This is a genomic window from Metabacillus litoralis (assembly GCF_003667825.1).
Taxonomy (GTDB): Bacteria; Bacillota; Bacilli; order Bacillales; family Bacillaceae; genus Metabacillus; species Metabacillus litoralis_B.
On the sequence record NZ_CP033043.1, the window covers coordinates 2852149 to 2877374 of the forward strand.

The 25226-nt window shown below is 34.7% G+C and carries 25 protein-coding genes; 7 read left to right on the top strand and 18 right to left on the bottom strand.

Features of this window, described 5'->3' with window-relative positions:
• Positions 1 to 314 precede the first annotated feature (314 nt).
• Complete coding sequence (locus tag D9842_RS14175; RefSeq protein WP_121663073.1) at positions 315 to 1391, bottom strand: bifunctional 3-deoxy-7-phosphoheptulonate synthase/chorismate mutase; 1077 nt, start codon at positions 1389 to 1391, stop codon at positions 315 to 317.
• Between the two features lie 326 nt (positions 1392 to 1717).
• Here D9842_RS14175 and D9842_RS14180 point away from each other — a divergent pair, with 326 nt between their 5' ends.
• Complete coding sequence (locus tag D9842_RS14180; protein ID WP_121663074.1) at positions 1718 to 3865, top strand: cell division protein FtsA; 2148 nt, start codon at positions 1718 to 1720, stop codon at positions 3863 to 3865.
• Between the two features lie 48 nt (positions 3866 to 3913).
• Here D9842_RS14180 and ytxJ read toward each other — a convergent pair whose 3' ends face one another.
• From ytxJ to D9842_RS14195, 3 genes are read right to left on the bottom strand one after another with little or no spacing between them, the layout of a single operon-like run.
• Entirely contained in the window at positions 3914 to 4243 is a 330-nt protein-coding gene (gene ytxJ / locus D9842_RS14185) for a bacillithiol system redox-active protein YtxJ (protein WP_121663075.1), read from the bottom strand.
• Between the two features lie 54 nt (positions 4244 to 4297).
• Positions 4298 to 4780, bottom strand: a complete 483-nt coding sequence (locus tag D9842_RS14190) for a YtxH domain-containing protein (protein ID WP_121663076.1) — start codon at positions 4778 to 4780, stop codon at positions 4298 to 4300.
• A gap of 34 nt (positions 4781 to 4814) precedes the next feature.
• The gene (locus D9842_RS14195; protein ID WP_121663077.1) at positions 4815 to 5249 is read right to left on the bottom strand and encodes a DUF948 domain-containing protein; all 435 of its coding nucleotides are present in this window, start codon (positions 5247 to 5249) and stop codon (positions 4815 to 4817) included.
• A 195-nt stretch (positions 5250 to 5444) separates the two neighbouring features.
• Here D9842_RS14195 and D9842_RS14200 point away from each other — a divergent pair, with 195 nt between their 5' ends.
• Complete coding sequence (locus tag D9842_RS14200; RefSeq protein ID WP_121663078.1) at positions 5445 to 6560, top strand: aminopeptidase; 1116 nt, start codon at positions 5445 to 5447, stop codon at positions 6558 to 6560.
• Positions 6561 to 6621: 61 nt separating this feature from the next.
• Here the strand turns inward: D9842_RS14200 and murC are convergent, their stop codons facing one another.
• From murC to D9842_RS14230, 6 genes are all read right to left on the bottom strand, one after another.
• Entirely contained in the window at positions 6622 to 7920 is a 1299-nt protein-coding gene (gene murC / locus D9842_RS14205) for a UDP-N-acetylmuramate--L-alanine ligase (protein WP_121663079.1), read from the bottom strand.
• Positions 7921 to 8122: 202 nt separating this feature from the next.
• A complete protein-coding gene (locus tag D9842_RS14210) occupies positions 8123 to 8764 on the bottom strand; it encodes a hypothetical protein (RefSeq protein ID WP_121663080.1) in 642 nt (213 codons plus the stop codon).
• A 148-nt stretch (positions 8765 to 8912) separates the two neighbouring features.
• A complete protein-coding gene (locus D9842_RS14215; protein ID WP_121663081.1) occupies positions 8913 to 11567 on the bottom strand; it encodes a DNA translocase FtsK in 2655 nt (884 codons plus the stop codon).
• A gap of 426 nt (positions 11568 to 11993) precedes the next feature.
• The gene (locus D9842_RS14220) at positions 11994 to 12797 is read right to left on the bottom strand and encodes a DUF1444 domain-containing protein (protein ID WP_257535877.1); all 804 of its coding nucleotides are present in this window, start codon (positions 12795 to 12797) and stop codon (positions 11994 to 11996) included.
• A 52-nt stretch (positions 12798 to 12849) separates the two neighbouring features.
• Positions 12850 to 13167 carry a thioredoxin family protein gene (locus tag D9842_RS14225; protein ID WP_121663082.1) on the bottom strand — a complete coding sequence of 106 codons (318 nt, stop codon included), beginning with the start codon at positions 13165 to 13167 and terminating at the stop codon, positions 12850 to 12852.
• A 189-nt stretch (positions 13168 to 13356) separates the two neighbouring features.
• Positions 13357 to 13854, bottom strand: coding sequence for a hypothetical protein (locus D9842_RS14230; protein ID WP_121663083.1), 498 nt, complete (start codon positions 13852 to 13854; stop codon positions 13357 to 13359).
• A gap of 195 nt (positions 13855 to 14049) precedes the next feature.
• On the opposite strand from D9842_RS14230, the gene D9842_RS14235 reads away from it, so the two are divergent.
• Complete coding sequence (locus D9842_RS14235) at positions 14050 to 14493, top strand: YtoQ family protein (protein ID WP_121663084.1); 444 nt, start codon at positions 14050 to 14052, stop codon at positions 14491 to 14493.
• Between the two features lie 38 nt (positions 14494 to 14531).
• Here the strand turns inward: D9842_RS14235 and D9842_RS14240 are convergent, their stop codons facing one another.
• Both D9842_RS14240 and D9842_RS14245 read right to left on the bottom strand, forming a co-directional pair.
• Positions 14532 to 15395, bottom strand: coding sequence for a R2-like ligand-binding oxidase (locus D9842_RS14240; RefSeq protein WP_121663085.1), 864 nt, complete (start codon positions 15393 to 15395; stop codon positions 14532 to 14534).
• Positions 15396 to 15431: 36 nt separating this feature from the next.
• On the bottom strand, positions 15432 to 15668 hold the full coding sequence (locus D9842_RS14245; protein ID WP_121663086.1) for a hypothetical protein: 237 nt from the start codon (positions 15666 to 15668) through the stop codon (positions 15432 to 15434).
• A 222-nt stretch (positions 15669 to 15890) separates the two neighbouring features.
• Here D9842_RS14245 and D9842_RS14250 point away from each other — a divergent pair, with 222 nt between their 5' ends.
• A complete protein-coding gene (locus tag D9842_RS14250; RefSeq protein ID WP_121663087.1) occupies positions 15891 to 16550 on the top strand; it encodes a hypothetical protein in 660 nt (219 codons plus the stop codon).
• Positions 16543 to 17601 carry an alpha/beta fold hydrolase gene (locus D9842_RS14255; RefSeq protein ID WP_121663088.1) on the top strand — a complete coding sequence of 353 codons (1059 nt, stop codon included), beginning with the start codon at positions 16543 to 16545 and terminating at the stop codon, positions 17599 to 17601. Before D9842_RS14250 ends, D9842_RS14255 begins: the two co-directional genes overlap by 8 nt.
• Before the next feature lie 47 nt (positions 17602 to 17648).
• Here the strand turns inward: D9842_RS14255 and D9842_RS14260 are convergent, their stop codons facing one another.
• Entirely contained in the window at positions 17649 to 18173 is a 525-nt protein-coding gene (locus D9842_RS14260) for a DUF84 family protein (protein WP_121663089.1), read from the bottom strand.
• A 22-nt stretch (positions 18174 to 18195) separates the two neighbouring features.
• Positions 18196 to 19269 (bottom strand): M42 family metallopeptidase, encoded by a 1074-nt coding sequence (locus D9842_RS14265; RefSeq protein ID WP_121663090.1) that lies wholly within the window; start codon positions 19267 to 19269, stop codon positions 18196 to 18198.
• Between the two features lie 254 nt (positions 19270 to 19523).
• On the opposite strand from D9842_RS14265, the gene D9842_RS14270 reads away from it, so the two are divergent.
• A complete protein-coding gene (locus D9842_RS14270; RefSeq protein ID WP_098794967.1) occupies positions 19524 to 19835 on the top strand; it encodes a PepSY domain-containing protein in 312 nt (103 codons plus the stop codon).
• A gap of 52 nt (positions 19836 to 19887) precedes the next feature.
• Here the strand turns inward: D9842_RS14270 and D9842_RS14275 are convergent, their stop codons facing one another.
• Together D9842_RS14275 and trmB are read right to left on the bottom strand one after the other, a co-directional pair.
• A complete protein-coding gene (locus D9842_RS14275; protein ID WP_121665071.1) occupies positions 19888 to 20733 on the bottom strand; it encodes a YtnP family quorum-quenching lactonase in 846 nt (281 codons plus the stop codon).
• Positions 20734 to 20863: 130 nt separating this feature from the next.
• Positions 20864 to 21508, bottom strand: coding sequence for a tRNA (guanosine(46)-N7)-methyltransferase TrmB (gene trmB / locus D9842_RS14280; protein ID WP_098794965.1), 645 nt, complete (start codon positions 21506 to 21508; stop codon positions 20864 to 20866).
• A 243-nt stretch (positions 21509 to 21751) separates the two neighbouring features.
• On the opposite strand from trmB, the gene D9842_RS14285 reads away from it, so the two are divergent.
• Entirely contained in the window at positions 21752 to 22039 is a 288-nt protein-coding gene (locus tag D9842_RS14285; protein WP_373995127.1) for a YtzH-like family protein, read from the top strand.
• Here the strand turns inward: D9842_RS14285 and D9842_RS14290 are convergent.
• Together D9842_RS14290 and pulA are read right to left on the bottom strand one after the other, a co-directional pair.
• Positions 22036 to 22836, bottom strand: a complete 801-nt coding sequence (locus tag D9842_RS14290; RefSeq protein ID WP_121663092.1) for a phosphotransferase family protein — start codon at positions 22834 to 22836, stop codon at positions 22036 to 22038. The genes D9842_RS14285 and D9842_RS14290 overlap by 4 nt on opposite strands.
• Before the next feature lie 191 nt (positions 22837 to 23027).
• Complete coding sequence (pulA, locus tag D9842_RS14295) at positions 23028 to 25154, bottom strand: type I pullulanase (protein ID WP_162987439.1); 2127 nt, start codon at positions 25152 to 25154, stop codon at positions 23028 to 23030.
• Positions 25155 to 25226: the final 72 nt, after the last annotated feature.

Here is a 25226-nt window from a genome sequence, read left to right on the forward strand (position 1 = left end):
ACCTCTTGTCGTATCTAAGTACTTTATCCCGTTCTATGTACCTTATCATACGATACTCTGAAAACGTCTGCAATCTATTTCAACGCATTTTTACGTTGTTTTCACATATTTGTTCGTTTTTTCACATATATACGTATTTAAAAACAAGTCTACTCTCATTTTCATCCTCTTCTATTTACATTTTTACCTGTAAATTCAATTTTTATGAATAAAAATAGAAATAAAGAGAGGCTGACACAAGTAGAAACTTTTAACTACATTAAGTAGCATTAACAAGTTCCTGCTTTTAGTCAGCCTCTTCAATAGATTGTTTCTTATGCGTTTACTTTTACTAAAGGTTTTAGTTCAGATATAAAATTGCTGAATTGATCAAAATCCATTTGCTGCGCCGAATCTGATAAAGCAACAGCAGGATCTGGATGAACTTCTGCCATTACACCATCAGCTCCAATAGCCAATGCTGCTTTCGCTGTTGGAACAAGTAAATCTCTTCTTCCAGTTGAATGAGTTACATCAACAAAGACTGGTAAATGAGTTTCTTGTTTTAAGATTGGTACAGCAGAAATATCCAATGTATTTCTAGTAGCACGCTCATAAGTACGAATACCACGCTCACATAAAATGATTTGGTCATTTCCTTGTGAGATAATATATTCTGCAGCATTAACAAATTCGTCAATTGTTGCTGCTAAGCCACGCTTTAAGAGTACTGGTTTTCGAACAGCTCCAGCTGCTTTTAACAATTCAAAGTTCTGCATGTTACGTGCACCAATTTGAATGATATCAACATAGTCTAGCGCCGTTTCAATATCAGCCGGGTTAACAATTTCACTAATAATAGCTAAGCCATATTCATCTCCAACTTTTCTTAAAATCTTTAAACCTTCAAGACCAAGACCTTGGAAGTCATATGGACTAGTACGTGGTTTAAACGCACCACCGCGAAGAATTTTAATCCCTTGTTTCACAGCCTGTTCTGCAACAGATGCTACCTGATCATAGCTTTCTACAGCACATGGACCGATAATAAACGATTGACTTCCATCACCAATTCTTACACCGTTTACTTCAACAATTGTGTCCTCAGGTTTTTTCTTACGTGAAACTAGTAAAGCTTTACTATGATCATCTTCCTGCAGCTCTAGGCTAGCTTTAAAGATTTCTTTGAAAATATGTTGTAATGTAGAGTTTTCGAATGGTCCATCGTTATATTCCTTAATACTATTTAACATTTTGCGCTCGCGAACAGGATCATAACGATGTACACCTTGTGCATCTTTCGCTTTCCCGATCTCCTGCACAACTCTTCCTCGCTCATTAATTAACTTTAAAATCTGTAAATTAATCTCATCTGCTCTCTCTCTTAATGCTTCTAATTCCGCATTACTCATCTCTCTCATCCTTTCGCAATCAATTTTTGAAAATAGTAAACCACTCTTAATGAATGAAGGATTGCAACATAAGGTTTTCTTTATCATTCCATAAAAGTGTGGTACATTTTCTATAATTAGTTGTAATTATAAACGATAAAATAGTGATTGTCATTAAAAACTTTAACATTTAAACGCTTTTAAGCTTTTAAGCAGTAAAGTGTAAGGCCATACGTTCTTTACAAAGCCTGTTAACCTTGGATTTATAAAGAGTACATGCAAAATAAAGGAAAGATCATATTCAGAGTTCTTTTTTTAAAACTCTGTTTAAAGAAGGTGTAACGATCATGACAAACAAAGATTTAACATTTGCTCTTGATATTGGAACAAGATCTGTTGTTGGTTTAATTTTAAAAGAAGAAAACGGCTTCTATCATATCATGGACACGGTTATCAAAGAACATGATAAAAGATCCATGCTTGATGGTCAAATACATGATGTATTATCTGTAGCCAATGTCATTACTTCTGTTAAAGAAGAGCTTGAACACATTTATGGTCCTCTTCATAAAGTATGCGTAGCCGCTGCCGGTCGTGCATTAAAAACAGAAAGAGCAACCATTTCAATAGAGATCAGTGGAAAGCCTATGATTCAAAAGGAAGATATTCTTCATTTAGAATTAATGGCTGTTCAAAATGCCCAAAAACAGCTTGCTGAAAAACATGAAAACGAACGCTCACATCATTATGATTGTGTTGGTTATTCAGTTCTTCATTACAAATTAGATGGCGAGGAAATTGGTAGCTTAATAGATCAACAAGGCGAAGAAGCAAGTGTTGACATTATAGCAACTTTTTTACCAAAGATTGTTGTCGAATCGTTATTAGCTGCCTTGAATCGTGCAAATCTCGAAATGGAAGCATTAACATTAGAGCCAATCGCTGCTATCAATGTGTTAATTCCCCCTTCCATGAGACGATTAAATGTGGCACTTGTAGACATCGGAGCAGGCACATCAGATATTGCCATTACAGATATGGGCACAATCATTTCTTATGGCATGGTTCCTATTGCTGGGGATGAAATAACGGAAGCTGTTTCAGATGAATTTTTACTGGACTTCCCTAAAGCTGAGGAAGCAAAAAGAAAATTACTTACGGAAGCAGCTATTACCATAACTGATATTCTAGGTTTTGAAACAGAATTACCAAAAGAAGATGTTATAACGAAAATCTCACCAGCGATTGATCGGTTAACAAAAGCAATTAAAGATGAAATTTTACGACTAAATAATAATCGTTCACCAAAGGCCGTCATGCTAGTGGGTGGGGGAAGTCAAACTCCAGAATTAGCTAGAAGACTTGCAGCACTTCTAGAATTGGCTGAAAATCGTGTTGCCATTAGAGGAATTGATGCGATTTCTCAGCTTGTACTTGCCGAGCATATTAACAAAGGACCTGAGCTTGTTACTCCTATTGGCATTGCTGTTTCATCTAAGCAAAACCCTATACAATATATTAGTGTAAAAGTGAATGAACGCTCCGTTAGACTTTTTCATATGAAAGCTTTAACCGTAGCAGACAGCTTATTAGCTTCGGGAATTCAGCTTAATAAACTATATGGTAAGCCCGGTATGGCTTTATTTGTAAATGTTAATGGGCAGGCCATTACCATTCCGGGCGAACATGGAACTGCACCATTAATTAGAAAAAATGAAGAAATTTGTTCGTTGGAAGATCCTATTAAGCACGGAGACATTATTACAGTTGAAAATGGAATAGATGGAAAAGCTCCAGTTGTTACAATTGGCTCTATACTTGATGAGGTTCCTTCTAAAACAATCAGTATAAATGGTGAATCATATACTCTTCATGCAAGTATTTTATTAAATGACAAAGAAGTAACAAAGGAAGCTATTTTATCAGACCGTGACAAAGTAACATGTACCATCCCATCATCCATAGAGACTTTTGTTAAAAGAGTTGGGCATGGAAAAGAACTTGATAAGTTAAAAACGTTCTCTGTAAAAATAGACAATAAGATCCATACCATTCAGATATTTTCAGGAAAGATCGTTAAAAACGGCTTAACAGCTTTTAAAGATTCCGTTCTCGAAAATGGGGATATCATCACCATGCAACAAACAAAGATTCCCACACTTCAGGAGTTTGTCCAAGAAGCTGATTTAGTACAAAACCAAACCCTGCCTATTGTCTATAATGGAAGTTCTATAAACCTTGAAAAGCCTGTTACCGAATTTTTCCGCAAGGATGTTAAATTAACTGATGCAGACCTCATCTATAATGGTGATGAGCTTACAACTAAAAAAAGAGTAATTGAACCTTTTATTTTTCAGGACCTGTTTACTGTTATTGATCTAAAAATTCCTAGTACGGCAAACACTCAATTTAAACTTTTGAGAAATAATCAAGAAGTTAGCTTTCAGGAGCCCCTTACACCTGGGGATGAACTCACAATTAAATGGATGAATTAAGAAACAAAAAAGTGTCTGACTCAATTAAAAGTTAGACACTTTTTTCGATTACCCGTTAATTTCTTTTTTTAATGCATCATTTGTTATTTTCCAGTGAGAAGCATTCCACACAATTTCTTTTCCTTTAAATAACAATGCTTGTGGTGACTCATGCTTAATGGCAAATTGCTCAGCAATGTAGTTAGATAATGGACGAGACTCCTGAACATGTAAATGATAACAAGGATACTCGCTATGTTGCCCTGCAAACTCTTGATATTCTTCAAAAGCTGCCTGACTGATTGGACATGTTAAGCTGTTCTTAACAAATAGAAATTCTGTGTGTTTTTGAAATAATTCTTCAAATTGTTCTACTGTTTCAATTAATCGATCGCTCACGTCGTTCACCCTTCTACACCTATTGAGAAGCAGCTTCAGGCTGCTTTTAGTTTATTAACTATTTGTTTTTACTTCCTCTTCAGATTGACTAGAGACTTCCTTAGATGGTTGTGAAGTTTCTTCTGTGTTTTCATTAGGTTCCTCTACAGAAGCTTCTTCCTTTTGTCCATCTGATCCTTCCGTAAGTTCCTCTAAAGCATTTGTTATTTCCTTTTCCACAAATTCTGCCTGATCTTCTGACTCAGCCGTTTTTGTAATGGAACGAACTTTATCCATTATTTGTGAGGATTGTTCTGTTACAGCCTGTGATAATGAAGATGTTTTCTCTTTTGCCAATGATGCTAACCCTGAGCTCTTTTCTAGGGCATCATTTGTCAATTTTCCAGTTCGATCCTTCATCACGCTAGCTTGCTCACTTAAGTTATCACGAATTTCCTTCCCTGACTTAGGTGCTAAAAATAACGCGGTTGCTGCACCTACAAGTCCTCCTACAAGTGAACCGATAATAAAGTCTTTACCATTGTTTTTTTTAGCCATTTCGTTCAACCTCCTCTATTGGATATATTACTTATTAACCATTAATTTGTTGCTTGTTTTCCGATTTCTGTTTCCATTTTGCCCATATTTCCATTGCAGCATTACTCCATTGCACCACTTGATTAATTTTATCCTGATTTTGTTCAAGGTTTGTTGAGGCAGTTGTCGTCACTCTTTTCACTGTCGTATTAAGCTGCTGAATGGTGTCTCCTACATCTTTAACCGACTCAACTACTATGTTCAGCCTATCTGACTTTTGCTGAATATCTTCTGCAAGAGCATTTGTTTTATGTAATAATTGCGTTGTTTCAGTTGTTATTCCTTCCATTTGCTTTTCAAGACCTGATAAAGTTCCCGCAACATTTGTTAAAGTTGATTGTAGTGCCCTTAATGTTTTGGACACATAAATAACTAAAATAGTAAATGCAATGGCTATTAAAGCAACACTTAAATATAAAATAAGAATCATATGTCACACCTCCTAAACCTCTTCTTTTTCATTACCCGTCCACTACTATTATAAACATAAATCTTACATAAAAGCTAAAATCTCCTTATGAATAGACATCTCTCGTGAAAATTTTGCAACTGTTATCATTCATGTCCATTGTTTTACTAAGATGGGGTAAAATAGAGATGCATCTCATAAAAAGGAGGATTTCATTTGAAAGATCCACGTATTGAAACATTAGCAAAAAACCTAATAAATTATTCAATTAAATTACAAAAGGGTGAAAAAGTACTGATTGAAAACTTCGGACTACAACGCGAACTCGTTGTTGCCCTTGTAAAAGAAGCTTATGCTGTAGGTGGCTATCCTTTTGTATCTCTTAAAGATCATCAAGTAGATCGTGCTCTAATGATAGGTGGTCAAGAGGAGCAGTATAATATGATTGCTCAATTTGAAGCACAGGTTATGAGTCAAATGGACGCCTATATCGGCCTTCGTTCCGGGGATAATATTAATGAGTTTGCAGATGTTCCTGATGATAAGATGAAATTACAAGGAAAAACAGTTGGACAAAAAGTACATAGAGAAATCAGAGTACCAAAAACGAGATGGGTTGTTTTGCGCTATCCAACATCATCCATGGCTCAATTAGCAAAGATGAGTACTGAACAATTTGAAGATTTTTATTTTAATGTTTGTAATTTAGATTATAGTAAGATGGACAAAGCGATGGATGCATTAGTAGAATTAATGAACAAAACAGATAAAGTCCGCTTAACAGGTGTTGATACTGACTTAAGCTTTTCAATTCGTGATATTCCTTCTATTAAGTGCTCTGGTCAGATGAACATTCCTGACGGAGAGGTATATACTGCTCCCGTACGTTATTCAGTAAATGGAAAAATCACATATAATACGCCATCTCCTTATAATGGGTTTACCTATGAAAATGTACAATTAACGTTTAAAGACGGAAAAATTATTGAAGCAACTGCAAATGATCCAGAAAGAATTAATAAGATTTTTGATACAGATGAAGGAGCTCGCTTTATTGGTGAATTTGCGATTGGTGTAAATCCATTTATTCAACATCCAATGCAGGATATTTTATTTGATGAGAAAATTGATGGTAGCTTTCACTTTACACCCGGACAAGCATATGAAGATGCCTATAATGGAAACAACTCCAACATCCACTGGGATATGGTGATGATTCAACGTCCTGAGTACGGGGGAGGCGAAATTTATTTTGATGATGTATTAATTCGTAAAGATGGTCGGTTTGTGATCCCAGAATTAGATGCATTAAATCCTGAAAATCTAAAATAATTATTTATATGAAAACAGCTGACTTTCAATAAGAAAGTCAGCTGTTTTTCATTTATTCGTTTTAAACTAAAACATTTTCATATGCTTCTTGGTATTTCTGAATGTCACCAGCACCCATAAATACTAATACAGCCGAATCATGAGCCTTAAGAACAGATGTTTCATCTTCTCTAATTAAATTAGAATTATCAATTTTCTCCAGTAAGTTGTCTATAGTAAGCTTTCCAACATTTTCACGTGCAGATCCAAATATGTCACACAGGTAAACATAATCAGCTCTTTGTAAGCTTTCTGCAAACTCTTCTAGAAACGATTGTGTTCTTGTAAATGTATGTGGTTGAAACACAGCAACAACATCTCTGTCAGGATATTTTTGTCTAGCAGCATCAATTGTTGCATTAATTTCTGTTGGGTGATGAGCATAGTCATCAATTAATATTTGATTGCCAATTTTTTTCTCGTTAAAACGTCTTTTAACACCTTGAAATGTTTGCAATCTTTCTTGAATAATCTCTACGTCAATTCCTTCATAATGACAAAGAGCAATAACTGATAATGCATTTAGTACACTATGGTCTCCATATGAAGTTATTTTGAACGAAGCATAAAATGTATTGCGTACAAATACATCAAATGAAGTCCCATCGGTTGACTTTACAACATTTCTTGCTTGAAAGTCATTGTCTTCACCGAATCCGTAATAAACAACAGGTACTTTTGCTTGAATTTGTTGAAGCTGTTCATCATCACCACAGGCGATGATCCCTTTCTTAACTTGAAGTGCCATTTCCTGAAACGCGCTAAAAACATCCTCAATACTTGAAAAATAGTCAGGATGATCAAAATCAATATTGGTCATAATCGCATAATCAGGTTCGTAAGATAAGAAATGCCTACGATATTCACATGCTTCAAAAATAAAATATTTACTATCCGGTACCCCACTACCAGTACCGTCACCGATTAAGTAAGACGTTGGTTCTGCGCCTTTAATCACATGAGAAAGTAATCCTGTCGTTGATGTTTTTCCGTGTACACCAGTTATCCCCACACTTATATACTTTTGGAGAAATTCTCCTAAAAAGCGATGATAACGAATAACAGGTAAACCTAAAGAATTAGCTTCTACAATTTCTTCATGCGTATCGGGATACGCATTTCCTGCAATGATTGTTAAGCCTTCTTTAATATTATCTTTTGAAAAAGGTAATATCTTAATATTACGTGCTTCTAAGGCCTTTTCTGTAAACACTTTTTTCTCAATATCAGAGCCCTGAACTTCGTAATTCATATCATGTAAAATCTGTGCAAGGGCACTCATTCCAGTCCCTTTAATTCCAACAAAATGATAAACAGTCATAATAAGAACCTCCAACAAACGTCTATCTGATTGACAGTATATGACGCTTATCTTGATTTGCAACCCATGTATATAAAACGATTAAGAATCGCTTCTAATTTCTTGTGTTTTTTTTAATATGTAATCAGCTTACGAAAATATATTATATCATTTGCCATTCATTATGACCATGAAAAATAAAGTTTACAACTTTATCCACCTTTTATTTCACTGATTGACTAGTCCAACTATATTTTATGGAATATTTCTTTAAAAATGTACGCCAGCTTTCGCTACTTTTTTTATATTCCGTCAATAACGCATCAATTAAGGTATCATCCTGTTGAATAAAAATATTGCTTACACATAATTGTCCATCTAGTAAAGGGATTGATCTAAGAAACAAGATGCTTGAAGGCGCCACCTCTTCAACCTTTCTGTCCGTTTTAATCACACACTCTTCACCAGTTAGTAATTTCTTAGCATGTATATTCTCTCCAACAGTTTTTATTACTTTAAACGGTTCAAGTACACTCGCCATAAAAAGGGCATGGACAACAGAATCTAGTGGATGCTTTTGTCCATTTGCATTTTTAATATAGTTTTGATAAATAGTCATGCCACTAATTGTTACATAATCGTAAGTAAACCAATCATTAAAAAGCTTTTCTTGTAATGAAGAAAAAACAACACCCTTTTCTAAAGAAATTTGTTCAGAAAAGATATGCTTTGCTTTTACTTTTTCTCTAATATTAACTTGACGTTCTACGTACATATGCGTAGCAGATATATGTTTAGAAACAAAGCTAACTAATTGGTTTTCTTTTTCCTCACGAAGATTATGAAGATAAACAATATTATTCATACTACAACCCTACTTCAAGTTATGTAAAGTTACTTTTTTCCTTATTCACTGAAACACCTTTAACATAACCTACTTTTTAAACGTATAATAGCATATCTTGAATGATATTTTAAAGGTAACCAGTTAAGACTGGTTACCTTTACTTTTCCTATAACACATTACTTTCATGAATCGAATCAAGCTCTTCTTCCGAAATTAAGACATCTCTAGGTTTGCTGCCACGATTTTCAGAAATAATTCCTTGGTCTTCCATCATATCAATTAGGCGTGCTGCTCGATTATATCCAATTCTAAATCTTCTTTGTAAGCTTGATGTTGAAGCTCCCCCTTGATTAACGACAAATTCACATGCTTCTACAAATAATTCATCTTCCTCAGATTGAATGGTTGCTTTTTTCACCAATTCCTCTTGATGAAACAAATATTCCGGTTTTGATTGAAGCTTCACATGCTTTACGACTTTTTCAATTTCCTCATCTGATACAAAAGTACCTTGAAGACGAACTGCTTTTGATGACCCATTTTCCAAAAAGAGCATATCACCCTTACCAAGAAGTTTTTCTGCACCGCTCACGTCAATAATCGTTCGTGAATCAACTTGAGATGAAACAGAAAAGGCTATCCTAGTTGGAATATTAGCTTTGATTAACCCAGTGATTACATCAACAGAGGGACGTTGGGTCGCAACGATTAAGTGAATTCCACATGCCCTAGCTTTTTGTGCAATACGACAAATGGCTTCTTCTACATCATTAGGAGCAACCATCATTAAGTCAGCAAGCTCATCAATAACAATGACAAGATACGGGAGATGTTCTCCTTGATTATGTTCCTTAACTAGCTGATTATATCTCGTAATCTCTCTTGTGCCGGAGTGAGCAAATAATTCATAACGTCTTTCCATCTCCTCAACAGCCCATTTCAATGCAGCTGTTGCAGCCTTCACATCCGTTATAACTGGACTTACAAGGTGTGGAATATCATTATAAGGTGCCAATTCAACCATTTTTGGATCAATTAACATTAATTTCACTTCATGTGGTGAGGCTTTATATAATAAACTCACCAAAATTGTGTTTATACAAACACTTTTACCTGATCCTGTTGCTCCAGCTATAAGACCATGAGGCATTTTCTTCAAATCAGTAACTGCTGGTTGACCGGCAATATCTAAACCTAGTACTGCGGTCATAGGGGAAGGATTATTACGAAATTCTGAACTTCTTAAAATCTCGCGTAAATAAACCATTTTACCTACCTTATTCGGTACCTCAATTCCAATCGTATTCTTTCCTGGAATCGGAGCCTCAATCCTAATATCCTTAGCAGCCAAACTCAATTTAATATCGTCACTTAAGTTTGTAATTTTGTTAACTTTCACTCCCGGTTCGGGATGAACTTCAAATCTTGTTACAGAAGGCCCTTGGGTCACATTCACTACACTTGCCCTTACATTAAAATTCTTTAATGTAAGATTTAGAAGGTCTTTTTGTGACTCAAGCCATGTATGGTCCTCTGTTAATTCTTTTTCTGGTATATTTAAAAATCCAAGCGATGGAAATTGATAACTCCCTACATGTGTTTGTGTTTGTGCCCGAACTCGTACTTGTGTTTGTTCTTGTGTTTGTTCTTGTGTTTGCGCTTGTTCTTGTGGCTGTTCTGTTTTTTCACGAATTTTTTGCTTATCTCTTCCTAGCATCATGACATTAAATGGTAAAGGTTTTCGCTTATTGCTTTCTTGTTTAGGTGGTTCTGGTTCGTGTAAGATTGGTTCTTCTTGTTCTCTTATTGATTCTTCAAATGATTCTTCAAATGATTCTTGAAATGACTCATTTTCAAATTCAGAAACCTTTGTTTCCTCAAATAATGTCACGCTTTGATCTTCATTTAGATACAATTCAGTTTGTTCTTCTTCCTCATATTGATCATTGTATGATGGTTTCATTTCAATGCTTTCTTGTTCAATTTGTTCATTTTCTACAGCTATATCTAATGCAACAGGTTGTTGTTTCTTATTAAACTCAGTTTTAACAATAGAAAGAGCTTCATCTACAAGATCATCGTCTATCTCATCATGAGTCACCATATCAGCATTTCTTTCATATACGATTTCTTCCATCTCATGATCATCAAGAGAATATGTAACTGTAGTCTCCTCTTCTTGTTGAAATTCAGAGCGGTCATATTGTTCAATAGCTGTTTGCTGCTCATTTTCTTCATATATTTCTAAAGTAGCAGCAGTTTCACCCATTTTATGATTAGACTGTAAAGGAGCCTCAGTTTCCATCTTGTAAGTAACAGGTTCCTCCATGTAACTGCTATCCGCTATACTTTGTGGTTGTTTCTGTATCGAATGCTGTGTTTCTCTACTTTGCATCCTCTCTTCTTTTGATTGAAAACCAAAAATCGGAGATGGGATGGAAGTAGGGTGGAATGGTTGTTTCTTTTTTATTGGTTTTTCTTCTACTTTTTCTTCGGTGTATCTTTTCTTCACAGATTTACGATTCGGCAAGACAGGTCTTACTTCGCTCATTGTTTGAGATTTTTCACTTGAACGCCTTGGCCGCATGTCTCTTGATGTTTGTTTTTCATCAGGTATTATTGGAAAACGGAAATTCCCTTTAGGATATTGATAAGAAACTCTGGCTTCTGCCTTATGATGATTTTGTGTTTCATTTTCAAACTTTGAAGCACTCCCTATGTTTCTTTGAGCTTCTTGTTCATGTTCTCTCGTCTCACTGTTTTCACTTACTTTTTCGTCATCTCCTAAAAAATAAGAAAATAGTTTTTTCATCCAACTCATTTTTAATCACTCTTTCAATATATTCAGCAAAAATAATCACTTACATTTACTTCCACCCTAATACGGTGAGAGACTATGAATATTTGTATTTACAAATCTAATAAGCTTGCTTGTAAAAATATATATTCTATTGTATCAATAAATGTCTCTTTTTGTAGATAAAAGTGTAGTCTCTTTTGAAAAGTTATTCGTTTATATTGGACGGTGATTTTCATTAGGCATCTACTTCCAATGCAAACACAAAAGAAAAGAGGTAGACCGAATATAAATAACTTATATCACGGCTGCCTCTTTTCTTTGACTATATAGCTAATAAATATGTTCGAAATAAATCTTTTCTTTAAAGGGGTAAAAAAAGGAAATAATTTTTTGAGGTTAAAAACTTAAAGCAACCGTAAAACTACTGATTGCTTTAAGAATGCTCCCTTATTTATGAGGTTTATTTTTACCTAGTATAAAAATAGGTTCAAGCTCATTGTTTTCATATAAAAAGGATAGGGCAGTAATAGGAACTGTGCCACTTGCAAAAAAGCTCATCGTTAATTGTGCTAAAATATCATAGCCGGTATCGTTACGAACATCTACTATAATTAGCACATCTTGATGTGGAACAGCTACAGCCATTTTCCCTTCTATTTTCTCTGCAAAGGATTGTAATAAACTTTCATTCAGTATTCTACTTGCATCATAACCATCATTTGCATTTAGAAAATAAAAAACATTTCCAGCAACTAAATCTTCTTTTACACTAGTCTTTAAAGACCTTAAGTTAAAAGCAGCTACTTCTTTAATCTGATCTTTCGTCCAATTTTCTCGTTTCATCATCTTTTCATCTATTAAGCGATATGTACTTCCAAGATCTAGCGCATAATAAATACGTGTTTCAGCTGTATGTTCACTATAACATAAAGCAATACCTTCATTGCTCTCTGTTGGAAAAGACGTGGATCGAATGACTGGAAATATATTCTTTTCCTTTCCAGATAAATCTTGCTGTTCGTTCATCACTGTTAATGCTTCCTTTACATAATAAACAACCTCATCTACCGCTTTCTGCTTTGAGGTTTCATATTTTGCAATTATACCTGGAAGAGATAAGGTTACACCTTTTTTACTAAGAGAATCCTCCACTCTTAACGTATCTTTCTCACGGTCAAAATCAAACTGCCATTGTGGATTTGAAAGTTTTTCCTTGAGGGTTTCAACTAATTTTCTTGATGTCATTTTCATCTCATTTCCTCCTTCCCTTATAAGAAATTCCACCATATAAAACAGTTAAATGTTAAACAGTTATTGTATTGATAAATTCCTGAATTTGTTCTTTAGATTTTCTGTCTTTATTTACATAGCGGCCAACTTCTTTTCCTTTATGAAAGGCAATAAAGCTCGGAATACCAAATATATCCAGTTCACCACAAAGGTCAATAAATTGATCTCGGTCTACATAATAAAATGTAAATGTACTGTTTTCTTCTTCTAGCTCTGGAAGAACTGGCTCAATCACACGGCAGTCAGGACACCAGTCTGCTGAGAACATGAAAATGACCTTTTCATTTTCTATAATTTGTTTATATTCATCTACTGATGTTAATTTTTTCATCGTAATATCCTCCTAATAATGGTTTGTTATCACAAGTTGTTCATCTTAGCTTAGTCGGTGTTTTTAGAACTTTCCCTCACAACTTTAATAGAAAAAGCATGTTATCTGAAACAAAAATGCGTAGTTCTAGTGTATATGATTGTTGTTTATGTTTCCACTTTCCCATCTTGCATGTAATTGAAAACCTATTTATTGAACAGAATTAGCAATCATCATCATAGCTTCAGCGTCCTCTGCTACATCATTCCCCTTCGCTTCAGTTGTTACTTTTGTACCTCCTACGCCAACGGTTACTTCATATTTATTTTCTTCAATTTTAACGACAAATAAGTAACCAAAACGATCATTTTGCTCAAACGTTTTTGATAGAAATGGCTCCTGATACTGCTCAGTTAGAGTTTCATAGGAAACTTTACTATTTTTTGGCTCATTCAAATTAACAAAAAGGATATAACTTTTATTACCGTCTTCAAGTAATACATTATAATCATTTTTTTCTTTTATCTTAAAATCATTAGGTAAGTAAAATGAAAATTGATCTGCTTTTTCATTAACTTCCAACTCCTCATTATCAAAAGCCTGTTTTGTGTGATCAATAGATTCATTCCTAAGACTCTCTTCAGATTGGGTACAACCAGAAAGTAGGACTAAAATTATGACCAGCATGATAAAGCTATGTTTTCTCATATAAATCCCCCTTTTTATGAATCCTACAGAATTAGCAGCTATTTATTTAGACCTATAAAATAATTACTTTTACTTAGAGTCTCTTACATCATAACCTCTTCATTTTTACATTAGCAAGACAAAGTGATAAGCTGAGATCTTTGGTTTTGGATAAAATATGGTAAAATGGATGTAAAATCTATTTGGAGGGATATGATGGAATTTATTGTTTACTTGGCAGGAGAAATACATACAGATTGGCGCGAGCAATTAAAAAAGGAAACAGCGAAACGTAATTTACCTTTTAAATTTGTAGGACCAATGGAACGACATGATTTATCCGATGATATTGGTGAAAAGATTATTGGTGAACAACCTGGACCTGTTTACAAAGATGAAGCTGCATCAAGTATTAATAATTTGCGAACATCTTTGTTAATGAATAAAGCGGACCTTGTTATTGCACTATTTGGAGAAAAATACAAGCAGTGGAATACTGCTATGGACGCAAGTACAGCTATTACACTACACAAACCTCTTATTTTAATAAGACCTGAACAGCTTCATCATCCATTAAAAGAGTTGTCTAATAAAGCAAATGTAACTGTTGAAAACATTCAGCAAGCACTTGACGTCCTATCATATGTAGTTGAAGCATGAGTTAAAAGACTAGGGTACGGTACCCCTAGTCTTTTCATTTAGGTTTCATCCGTATCTATTTGTTGATTTTTTGCTCTTGAAAGAATTTCCACTCTAGCTTTAAGTTGTTTTTTGGTAAAGTCCATAAGCTCTGAGTTACTTTTTTCATAATGTTCACCTTCACCTAATATCATTCCTTCAGCATTTAGAGCTAAAGAAAGTGGTGCTAATTGTTCAAGCTTTTTTAATACTCTGTCTAGTAAATGAGGATGTTCGCTTATTAACCTTTGTAATAAAAACGTTCCATACGCAATATGCCTTGATTCATCTATTTTTAAATGCTCAATTCCTTTTAATAATCCGGGCATTATCCGCATTTTATTCAGACCATCTGCAAACACCTTATATCCCGTTTCTGCTAGGACTCCTTCAGAAAACATATTATACACAGTGGCTGCATCAGCTAAACTCTCAGGTGACCTGTCTTTCCAGAGCTTCTCCATAGTTTCTGGAAGTATTTCATAAAAAAACTTACGATAGGTTTTTGAATGTAAGTGTGTTAAATCCCTATTTTCCCCAAGCTCATCCAAAACCTTCCGGAAGAATTCTGTATGTTTCGCTTCATCAAAAAGGAATGTTGTTAAAAACATTTCTTCCTCTAATCTACCTTCCTCAGCAACTACCTTTAAAAGTGGTAATAAATCATGTGTAACAGCTTCTTCTCCACCTTGAAACTGTGCAAGAAGTCTTACAATCCATTCCCGATGCTTTTCACCTAGATTCTTCCAATCTTCTTTATCCTGTGAAAAGTCAATTTCATTAGGATTCCAAGTCCCATATTTTTTTGCCTTTTGATACAGCTGGTAGGGAAAGGAATCTGTCATTAGTCCCTTTGAGCTCGTCGTAATAAGCTTTTTTCTCAATTTGATCTCCCCCCTTTAAAAACATCATGAAATATCCTAGAAAATAATAGGAAATTTATCTTTTTCATATATAGCATCAAATATTTTATATAAACCCATAAATTCTTCAAAGGTAATTCCATCTTTTAGTTCAAAGTGTGTTAAAAAAGCATCTAATGTTTCAACATCCATATCATAAAATTGGCTTGATAAGATTAATTGATCGTAAATATTTCTAACTTTACTATATTGATTATTTTCGTCCAATAAACTCTTAAATTGGTTTTCTTCCATCTTAAAATCCCCTCCCTAATTAGAATGAACAAACATAGTTTATTCACACTAACACAGAGTTGTAACGGTTATTACACTAGTTGCTAGAAAGTTGGACTAGATTATTATCTATTATAAAAACAGGCAAAGGCTCGTTCATTAATTTTTGCACAAATAATAGAATGCGCTTCTATACTATAGTAATAAATTTTTTGATTTTCACATGATAGGAGGAGCTATAACATGAGTAAGAACGAAACACCTGAATTATTTCCTTTGCTAAAACAACTCGGTTTTACTCTGGAAAATAAACTCAATAAATATATTCAAGATAAATTAGATCATGAAGAAGTAGCAGTTGCAGCCAATTCAGCCGGTAAAGTTTTAGCACATTTAATGGAAGCTGTTCATGAATATGTAGAGCAATTATCCACACAATTAAACTTTCCTACTAAGAAAGATGTAGGTCGTTTAGGTAAGCTAATTGTTCAGTCAGAAGATAAACTCGATGATTTGGAAGATGAAGTACACGAGGTGTTAGATATGTTAAAAGATATTAAAAAGATGCTTATGAAAAATCTAACAGAAAATCGCTTTGAAGGATTAGATGAAAAGCTTAGAAATGAACTAGCAGATTTAATAAAAAATCCTACTAGCCATATTAAAGAAGAAATCGTTAAACCGTTAGAGGAACTAGAAGATAAACTTAAGAAACGTGTGATTAAATGCAGGAAAGAACTATTAAAGAAGAAAAAAATGTGTTTATCCTCTTCCCATTCACTGAAAGATGAACTTCATAAAGAATTAATGAAACCACCTGGTCAAGTTGATTTTCAAGAAGTAAATACGAAATTATTACAGCTTCTTAAAGAAAAAAGAAAGAGAAAGAGAAAAAATGGATAAAAAACAACCATCCACTCCTACTTATGATCTTGATCAGGAAATAAAAAGATGGAAAAACTTCTTTGGGGTATGGAGTAGTCCTGAGCCTAAAGTTGGGGCTACACCTAGAAAAGCTGTTTGGAAAAAGAATAAAGCAACATTGTGGTACTATGCGCCTGCTGAAAAAAAATATAAGGTACCTTTATTTCTAGTTTATTCTTTAGTTAATCAGCCCTTTATTTTAGACATGGCACCTGGTAACAGTGCCATTGAAAACTTCACACGAAACGGCTTTGAAGTGTATTTATTAGATTTTGGTATACCAGGATATGAAGACAAAGACATTACGGCAAGTGACTATGTTGTTGATTATATTCAAAAAGGTGTTCGACGAGCATTAAGACATTCAGGTGCTGAAGAAGTTACAATCATTGGCTATTGCTTAGGTGGTACTCTTGCAACCATGTATGCCACGATTGCCGAAGAACCAGTTCGCAACTTGATTTTAAATGTATCGCCAATCGATTTTGAAACAGTCCCTTTTTTTGAGGAACTAGCTAATGCAAGTAAAGAAGGTAAACTTGATGTGAGTGAGCTGCTTGATACAATCGGTCTCATTTCCGGAAATTCAATGAAAGCAGCAATGAGGATGGTGACAAACCCCATCTATTTTAGTCCTTACTTATCATTACTGAATAAAGCATATGATGATGAATATGTAAAAAAGTGGAAGCGGCTAAAAAAATGGACAGATGGACATATCCCATTTACAGGTGCTGCTATGAGGGAGTTAATGCAGGAATTAGGAAAAGAAAACAAATTGATTAATGGCGGATTAATGATTCATGGTAAAGAGGCAAACTTAGCAAATATTACTTCTAATCTTCTTGTTATTTCAACTGATTTTGACAGACTTGTATTAAAGGAGCAAAATATTCGCGTCATTGACTTTGTTTCAAGTAAAGATAAAACCTTTAAATTAGAAAACGGAGGCCATACAACTCGGGCAAATGATAAAGAATTACCCCCTTTCTTAGCCAACTGGCTTCCTCAACGTTCTGACCCTATTTAAACTTGAAACCCTTCAGTAAATAGGTAACTGAAGGGTTTTCTGATTTCTTATTTATGTTTCTGTTGATATAAATATTGACCGATAAGAAGACTTGAAAGTTCTTGAAACATTTTTGTGCGATCTACAAGTCCATTTGTAAAGATACCAATTGCCCCTTCATTTTGGCGGACGTTGTTTTTCTTTACATAATCGTCCATTACATCACCTAATTCACGTCCACTAAAAACAAGATCACCTATTTCATCAGGAATCATAATTCTAGCCCCACCTGCAATAATTGGTTGTGACTGGTGTGCAACAAGTGCTCCCCAATTACATAAAAAGTAACCAAAGTCTGTTTTTACCAGGCCACCTTCTAAACCTACCCCAAGATCTATATGTGAACCTTCAGCCTCGAGAGCATTTTTTGCTCGGTTCATAGCACCTGTTAACGTTTCGTGATCAGTTATAGGCTGTGCAGAAACATTTGATGAAACATTTATTGCTATAAATTCCGCATTTACATGTTTAGAAAAGGCTTCTTTTACTGCATTTACTTTTGTAGGATTTTTTGTTCCAATTGCTATTCTCACGGTATGCCTCTCCCTTATTCTTTTAGGAATTCTCTTTTATGGTTTTAACCGTTGTTGCATCACATTGTTTAACTAACCGTGTGAGAAGCTCTTTTGCTGCTGCATAATCATCAACATGAAGAATAGATCCAGAAGTATGGATATAGCGGGAGCTTACTCCAATTACGGTTGACGGAACACCTTGATTTGACACATGTACTCGACCTGCATCTGTTCCTCCCTGGGAAACAAAATATTGATAAGGGATCTTATTTGTTTCTGCTGTATCGAGAACAAACTCCCTCATTCCACGATGTGTAACCATCGACCTGTCATAAATTCGCAAAACTGCTCCCTTGCCAATATGACCAAACTCTTTTTTATCTCCACTCATATCATTTGCCGGACCAGCATCTAATGCGAAAAATAAATCTGGTTTAATCATATTTGCGGCTGTTTGAGCACCTCTTAATCCAACCTCTTCCTGTACTGTGGCACCTGAATATAATGTATTTGGCAGCTTATCATCTTTTAACTCTTTTAATAATTCAATTGCAAGTCCACATCCATAACGATTATCCCACGCTTTGGCTAAAATTTTCTTAGGGTTTGCCATAGGTGTAAATGGACAAATAGGGACAATTTGTTGTCCAGGTTTGATTCCAATTTCCTTTGCATCATCACGATTATCTGCCCCAATGTCAATAAGCATGTTCTTCATGTCCATTGGTTTTGCGCGCTGACTTTCACTCAACAAATGAGGTGGTATTGAGCCTATAACGCCAATAACAGGTCCATTGTCTGTAATAATCTGTACTCTTTGCGCAAGAAGCACCTGACTCCACCATCCACCTAATGGCTGAAAACGTATCATTCCATTATCTGTTATAGCAGTAACCATAAATCCTACTTCATCCATGTGTCCAGCTACCATAATCGTTGGATCGTTTTCCGCGCCTTTTCGGACCCCAAAAATTCCACCTAATTTATCCTGAACAATTTCATCTGATATTGGCTCTAATTGATTTTTCATAAATGCACGTACTTGATGCTCGTTCCCTGGTGCACCCGGCAGCTCTGTTAATGTTTTAAACAACTCTAATGTTTCTTGATTCATGTTTTCCCTCTTTTCATCTTTTTCAAGTTTTTTTATGTACTCTAGATCTTTTTTATATAACACAGTTCCTTATATAAGCCTTGATTATTATGTAATGACTTCTAAGATCAATAGCCCGTCTACCTAAAACATACTATTACCTCATCTAATCGTTCTTAACATGCCTTAAAGGTTTCTGTATACTAATGATAGAGTTGAAACTTTAGATACCCAAACACAGTGTTAAAGACATATAAAAAAGGGGTGTATGAAACGTGAAAAGTAAATATTTTTTACTTGGCTTAGGCTTAGGTATTGCCGGGACATATTTAGTAAAAGACCAATTAAAATCAAGCAAAATTTCATCTGAAAAAGCACTTGAAATCGTGAAAAAAGCCTTTAAGGAAAAAGGATCCATTGATGGGTCTTGGATTTATACAGTTCCAGAAAACTTCTCAACTGACCATTTGTCTTATGAAGTTTATAAAGCAGGTGTGTCTCGAACTGTACAGGATCAATTAGAGCAGTATGAGGCTTTTGTTGACACAAACAGCGGAACAATTGTTCATGTTGAAAAAATTAACTAAGCAGTATCGCTTAAAGTCGGGCATTTCATTTGAAATGCCCTTATCCTCTTAACTATGTTCTAACTCGATCTAGTTTGCCGATTATTTCACCTTGTTCATTCCACTTTATGCTCCGGTAGAATGCATCATGATAAAAGGTAAACCATGCATTGTTGTTTCCCGCAAAATTCAACCATGTTTGCTTCATTTCTATTGAAGTCATTGGGTAGTCATCGTACGCAAGAACCCAAAGAGGGTTTTTATGAGCATGTGTTGGCATTAAGTCAGCCATATGGACGATTGTTTCTCCACCGTCTTGAATGACAATAATACTATGACCATCACTATGTCCACCAGTGTGGTACATAGTAATTCCTTCTTCAATTAATAAAAATGATTGAAACGTTTCAACCTGCTCTTGAATGGGCTCCCAATTTTCTTGCCAATAAGTATTTTTTGATCGTATATTTGGATTTCTCATTTCTTCCCACTCAGTTGAGGAAGTAATAATCTTCGCTTTAGGAAATACGGATGTTAATTGCCCATTCTCCCATTTCGTGAGACCGCAAGCATGATCAAAATGCATATGAGTCATTAATACATAGTCTATATCATTTGTTGTTAGGCCCAATTGTTCTAGGCTATCTTCAACAGAAGACTGCTCCTGAATTCCATAATTCCGAAGCTGCTTTTCACTAAACTTTCCTGCACCTATTCCTGATTCAATTAAAATATGTAACCCATTTTTTTGAATCAAGATTGGATCTGTTCGAAGTTCGATTTGATTTTTTTCATTAACAGGATATTTCTTAGACCATAACGGCTTTGGAACTACCCCAAACATTGCCCCACCATCAAGAAAAGTTACTCCACCCTTTAACCATGTCATCTTCGTTTGACCAATTTGAAATGTTTCCATTAACATCCCCTCCCCATCTATTATTTTACCATAGAGATAATCGTTAGGAAAAAGATGTGAGATCCTCTGATCAATAGCATAAAACACAAAAAAGGAAATGGCCATTATCACCATTTCCTCAAAACACAACTTATTCATTCATATACTTAGCTTCTACACGATAAATACGTTGACCTTTTTCAGAAAATTTCTCTTCATATTCGGTCATAACATTTCCTTCAAAATCACTTTTATGAAGATCAAGACTAATATATTTTAAGCGAAGTCCATATTCTGAAAAACTAATAAGAGAATACTCAAATAATCCCTGGTTGTCTGTTTTGAAATGGATTTCTCCACCTTTTACAAGCACGCTCTCATACATTTGTAAAAAACTCTTATAAGTAAGACGTCGCTTTGCATGACGTACTTTTGGCCATGGATCAGAAAAATTCAGGTAGACACGATCTATTTCTCCTTGATCAAAATACTCTGTTAAATTTTTCGCATTCACGTTAAGCAACTTAAAATTTGAAAGTTGCTTATCAACTGCTTTTTGAATTGCAGCCACAATCACACTATCAAATAGCTCTATGCCAATATAATTAATGTTAGGGTTTTGTTGAGACATTCCTGCTAGAAATTGCCCTTTCCCTGTTCCTACTTCTATATGAATTGGGTTTTGATTACCGAACACTTCATGCCATTTCCCTTTATAATTTTCAGGGTTTGAAATAGCATAGTCAGAATGCTCAGCGATAAATTCACCAGCCCAAGGTTTATTACGTAAACGCATGAAGACACCTCTATCGTTATTATATCGTTCTAAAACATAACATGAAAAAAGCTTGTTCGCAAGGCTTATCTAAGTACACCTATTTAGGAATTGTGTAACTTACACTTCTTCTTTCATTACAATAAAAAGACTGACCTTTATCCAGTCAGTACCTAAGTAAAAATTGATTTTCTAATAATAAGATTTACTTGTATATTTTTACTTAATAAACACAAATTAAGGTATATGGCTTATTTAAAAGGAGTGTTAATTTTGCCAATTCAATACCAGGATCAGGTAAACTTATTAAAAGATATTCTATCAGATCATCAAAGTGAATGCTGTGGAACTGTAGCAGAGTGTGAACAGCTGGAAAGAGTCATAAAATCTCTTATGGTTCATTCAAATACGAATCAACAATCAAAGGAACTACTTGAAGATATATATAACTATAGCCAAACGGGCAAATATTCAGCATCATTAGATCAACATATAGAATCACATCAAAATCAATTATCACAATGGATTAATGATATTGATACGTATTCTTAACGGTTTTTTATTTTATCAAGTATGATTCTGATATGCTCAACCCAGTTTTGCTTTTCTTTTTCGTTTTCTTTTGCATGGTACCATAAAAAAGAGGTTAAAGCTTGCAATAGCACATACCAATAAATTCTAGTTGTTAAATGCTCGTCCAGCTCCAAACCGTATGATAAAAGCCATTCTGTCCAATCAGCTTCATCGATATACCAGTAAAGTAAAATGCCTATATCAATAGCAGGATCAGCAATCATAGCTCCATCCCAATCAACTAAATATAATTGATTATCCTCAGATAGAAGCCAGTTATTATGGTTCACATCACAATGGCAGACAACTTGGTCATTACATTGAACATTTGGCAATTGTTTGACTAAGAGCTCTATAGCTTCCGTAATTTCAGGAATATCGAATCCTTCAAAAGCAACTGCTTGCCAAATATCTTCAATTATGGAGTTTGGAGTGAGCGGTTGCTTTCCTAATCTTCTCAGCATATCTAAAAGCTCTTTTGAACGATGAATTTTATGCAGCAATTCAGCAACATTTTGCCCATTCATGTCCTTTGGCTTTAACTCGCGGCCAATTAGGCGGTGTTGTGCTGTAATCACATCACCGTTTTCCATCCGCTTTGTCCACACTAACTTTGGAACGATGCCTTCTGCAGAGAGTACGGCTAAAAATGGAGAACTGTTTCGCTTTAAAAAAAGCTCCTGCCCTTCTTTTGTTGCAAAATATGCATCTCCTGTTGCTCCTCCAGCAGGTGTAATTTTCCACTCGCTACCTAATACTTGTTCCAACCAGTTCACCTTCAATTTCAACCCAACATTTCGTATAAAAATTTATGAAAAAGTTATTTTTCTTTAGGTTCTTACAATAGTATAAAATAATCGCTAATATAAAAAGGATAGCTATTAGTGATTATAGACTCTTTGCACTATAGCCATCCTATTAAATTTTAGCCTCTTAGACTAAGACTAGTCAAGCAAAACTAAAAATCCTAGTTTTTACAAAAAACATACGTTCCGATTTCTCTTATCTCTATTTTATGATCTACCTCAATAGGTCGATCGAGTAGGATCGTAGAAGGACTAATAATCTGTTTCCATCCCTTATTTCCAGGAAGAATAAATTGATACGATGTTTGACATTGAGGATGATGAATGACAACTAGTCTTTCCCATGGGCCATAGGCTCCTACATTCTTCATTTCATAAGAAAGAAGATGAGGATAATTATTAAAATGCACATGTTTGTTTATCAATTCTTGAGATGATAATCGAAAACCCCCATGGAGTTTTCTAAGCTTTATCAACCCTTTCATATACTCAACATTTTCTTTTTGTTGTGATCTTTCATCCCAATTTAGATGGTTGATTTCATCAGGGGAGTTATAACTATTTTCCACACCGTTTTTTGTTCGGAAAAATTCTTGGCCGCCATGCAGAAAGGGGATGCCTTGAGATAATAGAACAATGCTTGTTGCTAACCGATGTCTTGCCTTTCTTAATTCTTCGCTTTCAGAATCTGCAAAAGATAAAAAGCGATCCCACATCGTATGATTATCATGTGACTCAACATAATTAATTGATTGGTGAGGTTCATGAAACATAGTAGGTGATCCAGTTATAAGTGCTTTCATCTGCTCGAGAGTATCGAGGTTTTCATATACAAACCCGCGATCTTGAACACTGAATGTACTCCCTTTAATCACATCCCTAAACTGGTCGTTAAAAAAGCTAATCGTTGGCAGCTTATGAGCATTCGGAATGATTGCTTTTTCTTCATAAGGTAATGGAGTAAGTAAATCCCATCCTTCTCCTAATAAAATAGCATCTTCCTTTATCTCTAGAACTTCTTTCTGAACCTCATTCATAGTCTTAATATCAAGAATGCCCATTAAATCAAAACGAAAGCCATCTATATCAAACTCATTCATCCAATACTTTACACAATCTACAATAAACTTTTTGACCATCATTCGTTCCGAGGCAAGATCATTTCCTACACCTGTTCCATTAGAAGGCAATCCATTTTCATCATGCCTGAAATAGTAACCTGGTAATAACTTTTCAAATGAAGAATTTTCTTTGGAATAAACATGATTAAAAACTACATCAACAATAACTCTTAAATTCTGTTTATGGAGAGATTGAATAAGTGTTTTGAGTTCTATTATTCGCTTATACGGGTTTTCAGGCGCTAGAGAATAACTCCCTTCTGGTGCGAAGTAATGCAGGGGGTTATAGCCCCAGTTATATGCTTCGAATGGTTTTTGTTCATCAACTTCCTCAAAATCATTTACAGGCAACAATTCAATGTGTGTGACACCTAACTCTTTCAAATAGGAAATACCTGTAGAATCGCCTAAACTATTTTTGGTATTTAGCTCCGTCCACGCTTCATATCGCCCTTTATTTTTCATCCCGCTATTTTCATGAATAGAAAAATCTCGAACATGAACCTCATAGATGATGGTATCCGTTTTCTGTTTAAGAGCAGATGGAATCATTATTGGTACATTTGTTAAGCTTTGATCAATAATAACACCGTATTCCCCATTAATTGAGACCGCTCTTGCGTATGGATCAACAGCTTCATTCCACACAAGATTTATGCAAGCTAGAAACGTATAATAATATCCTTCATAATCACCATCAAGTGTAATCGACCATGTACCTTTTTCACATCTGATCATATGGAAAGTATCAACTTGCGTTCCATCGCTTCGATAAATTCGAAGTTTTACAATGGTTGCTGTAGGAGCCCAGACTTTCCACTCTGTTTTTTCCTTAGTATAATTTGCTCCTAAATCATTGTCATCATAATAAAATTTCTTATCGAATTCATCCGACCGAATGACAGCTCCTATTTGTAAATCTGTTTCTAAACCATCTTCATCATTAATGATGTAGGTTTTCCCAAATGATAGTGGGTTCGATAAACTACAGACATATTTTATTTGTTTTCCAATATCAATTTTTTCTACTATTAATAGAGCCTCTTGATTTTGATCATTCTTTATAAAAAAAGCTTTATTTTCACTATCAAATTCCTTAGGCATAATAACTGCTATTTCATTCATTTTATCTAAAAAGGCTTGGAATTGCCTATTAATACTCAGCATGATGAGCACCCCCATACGAGAGTTTTTGTTGTGAATTTGGACCAATTTCTAACAAAGATAGAATTTCCGATG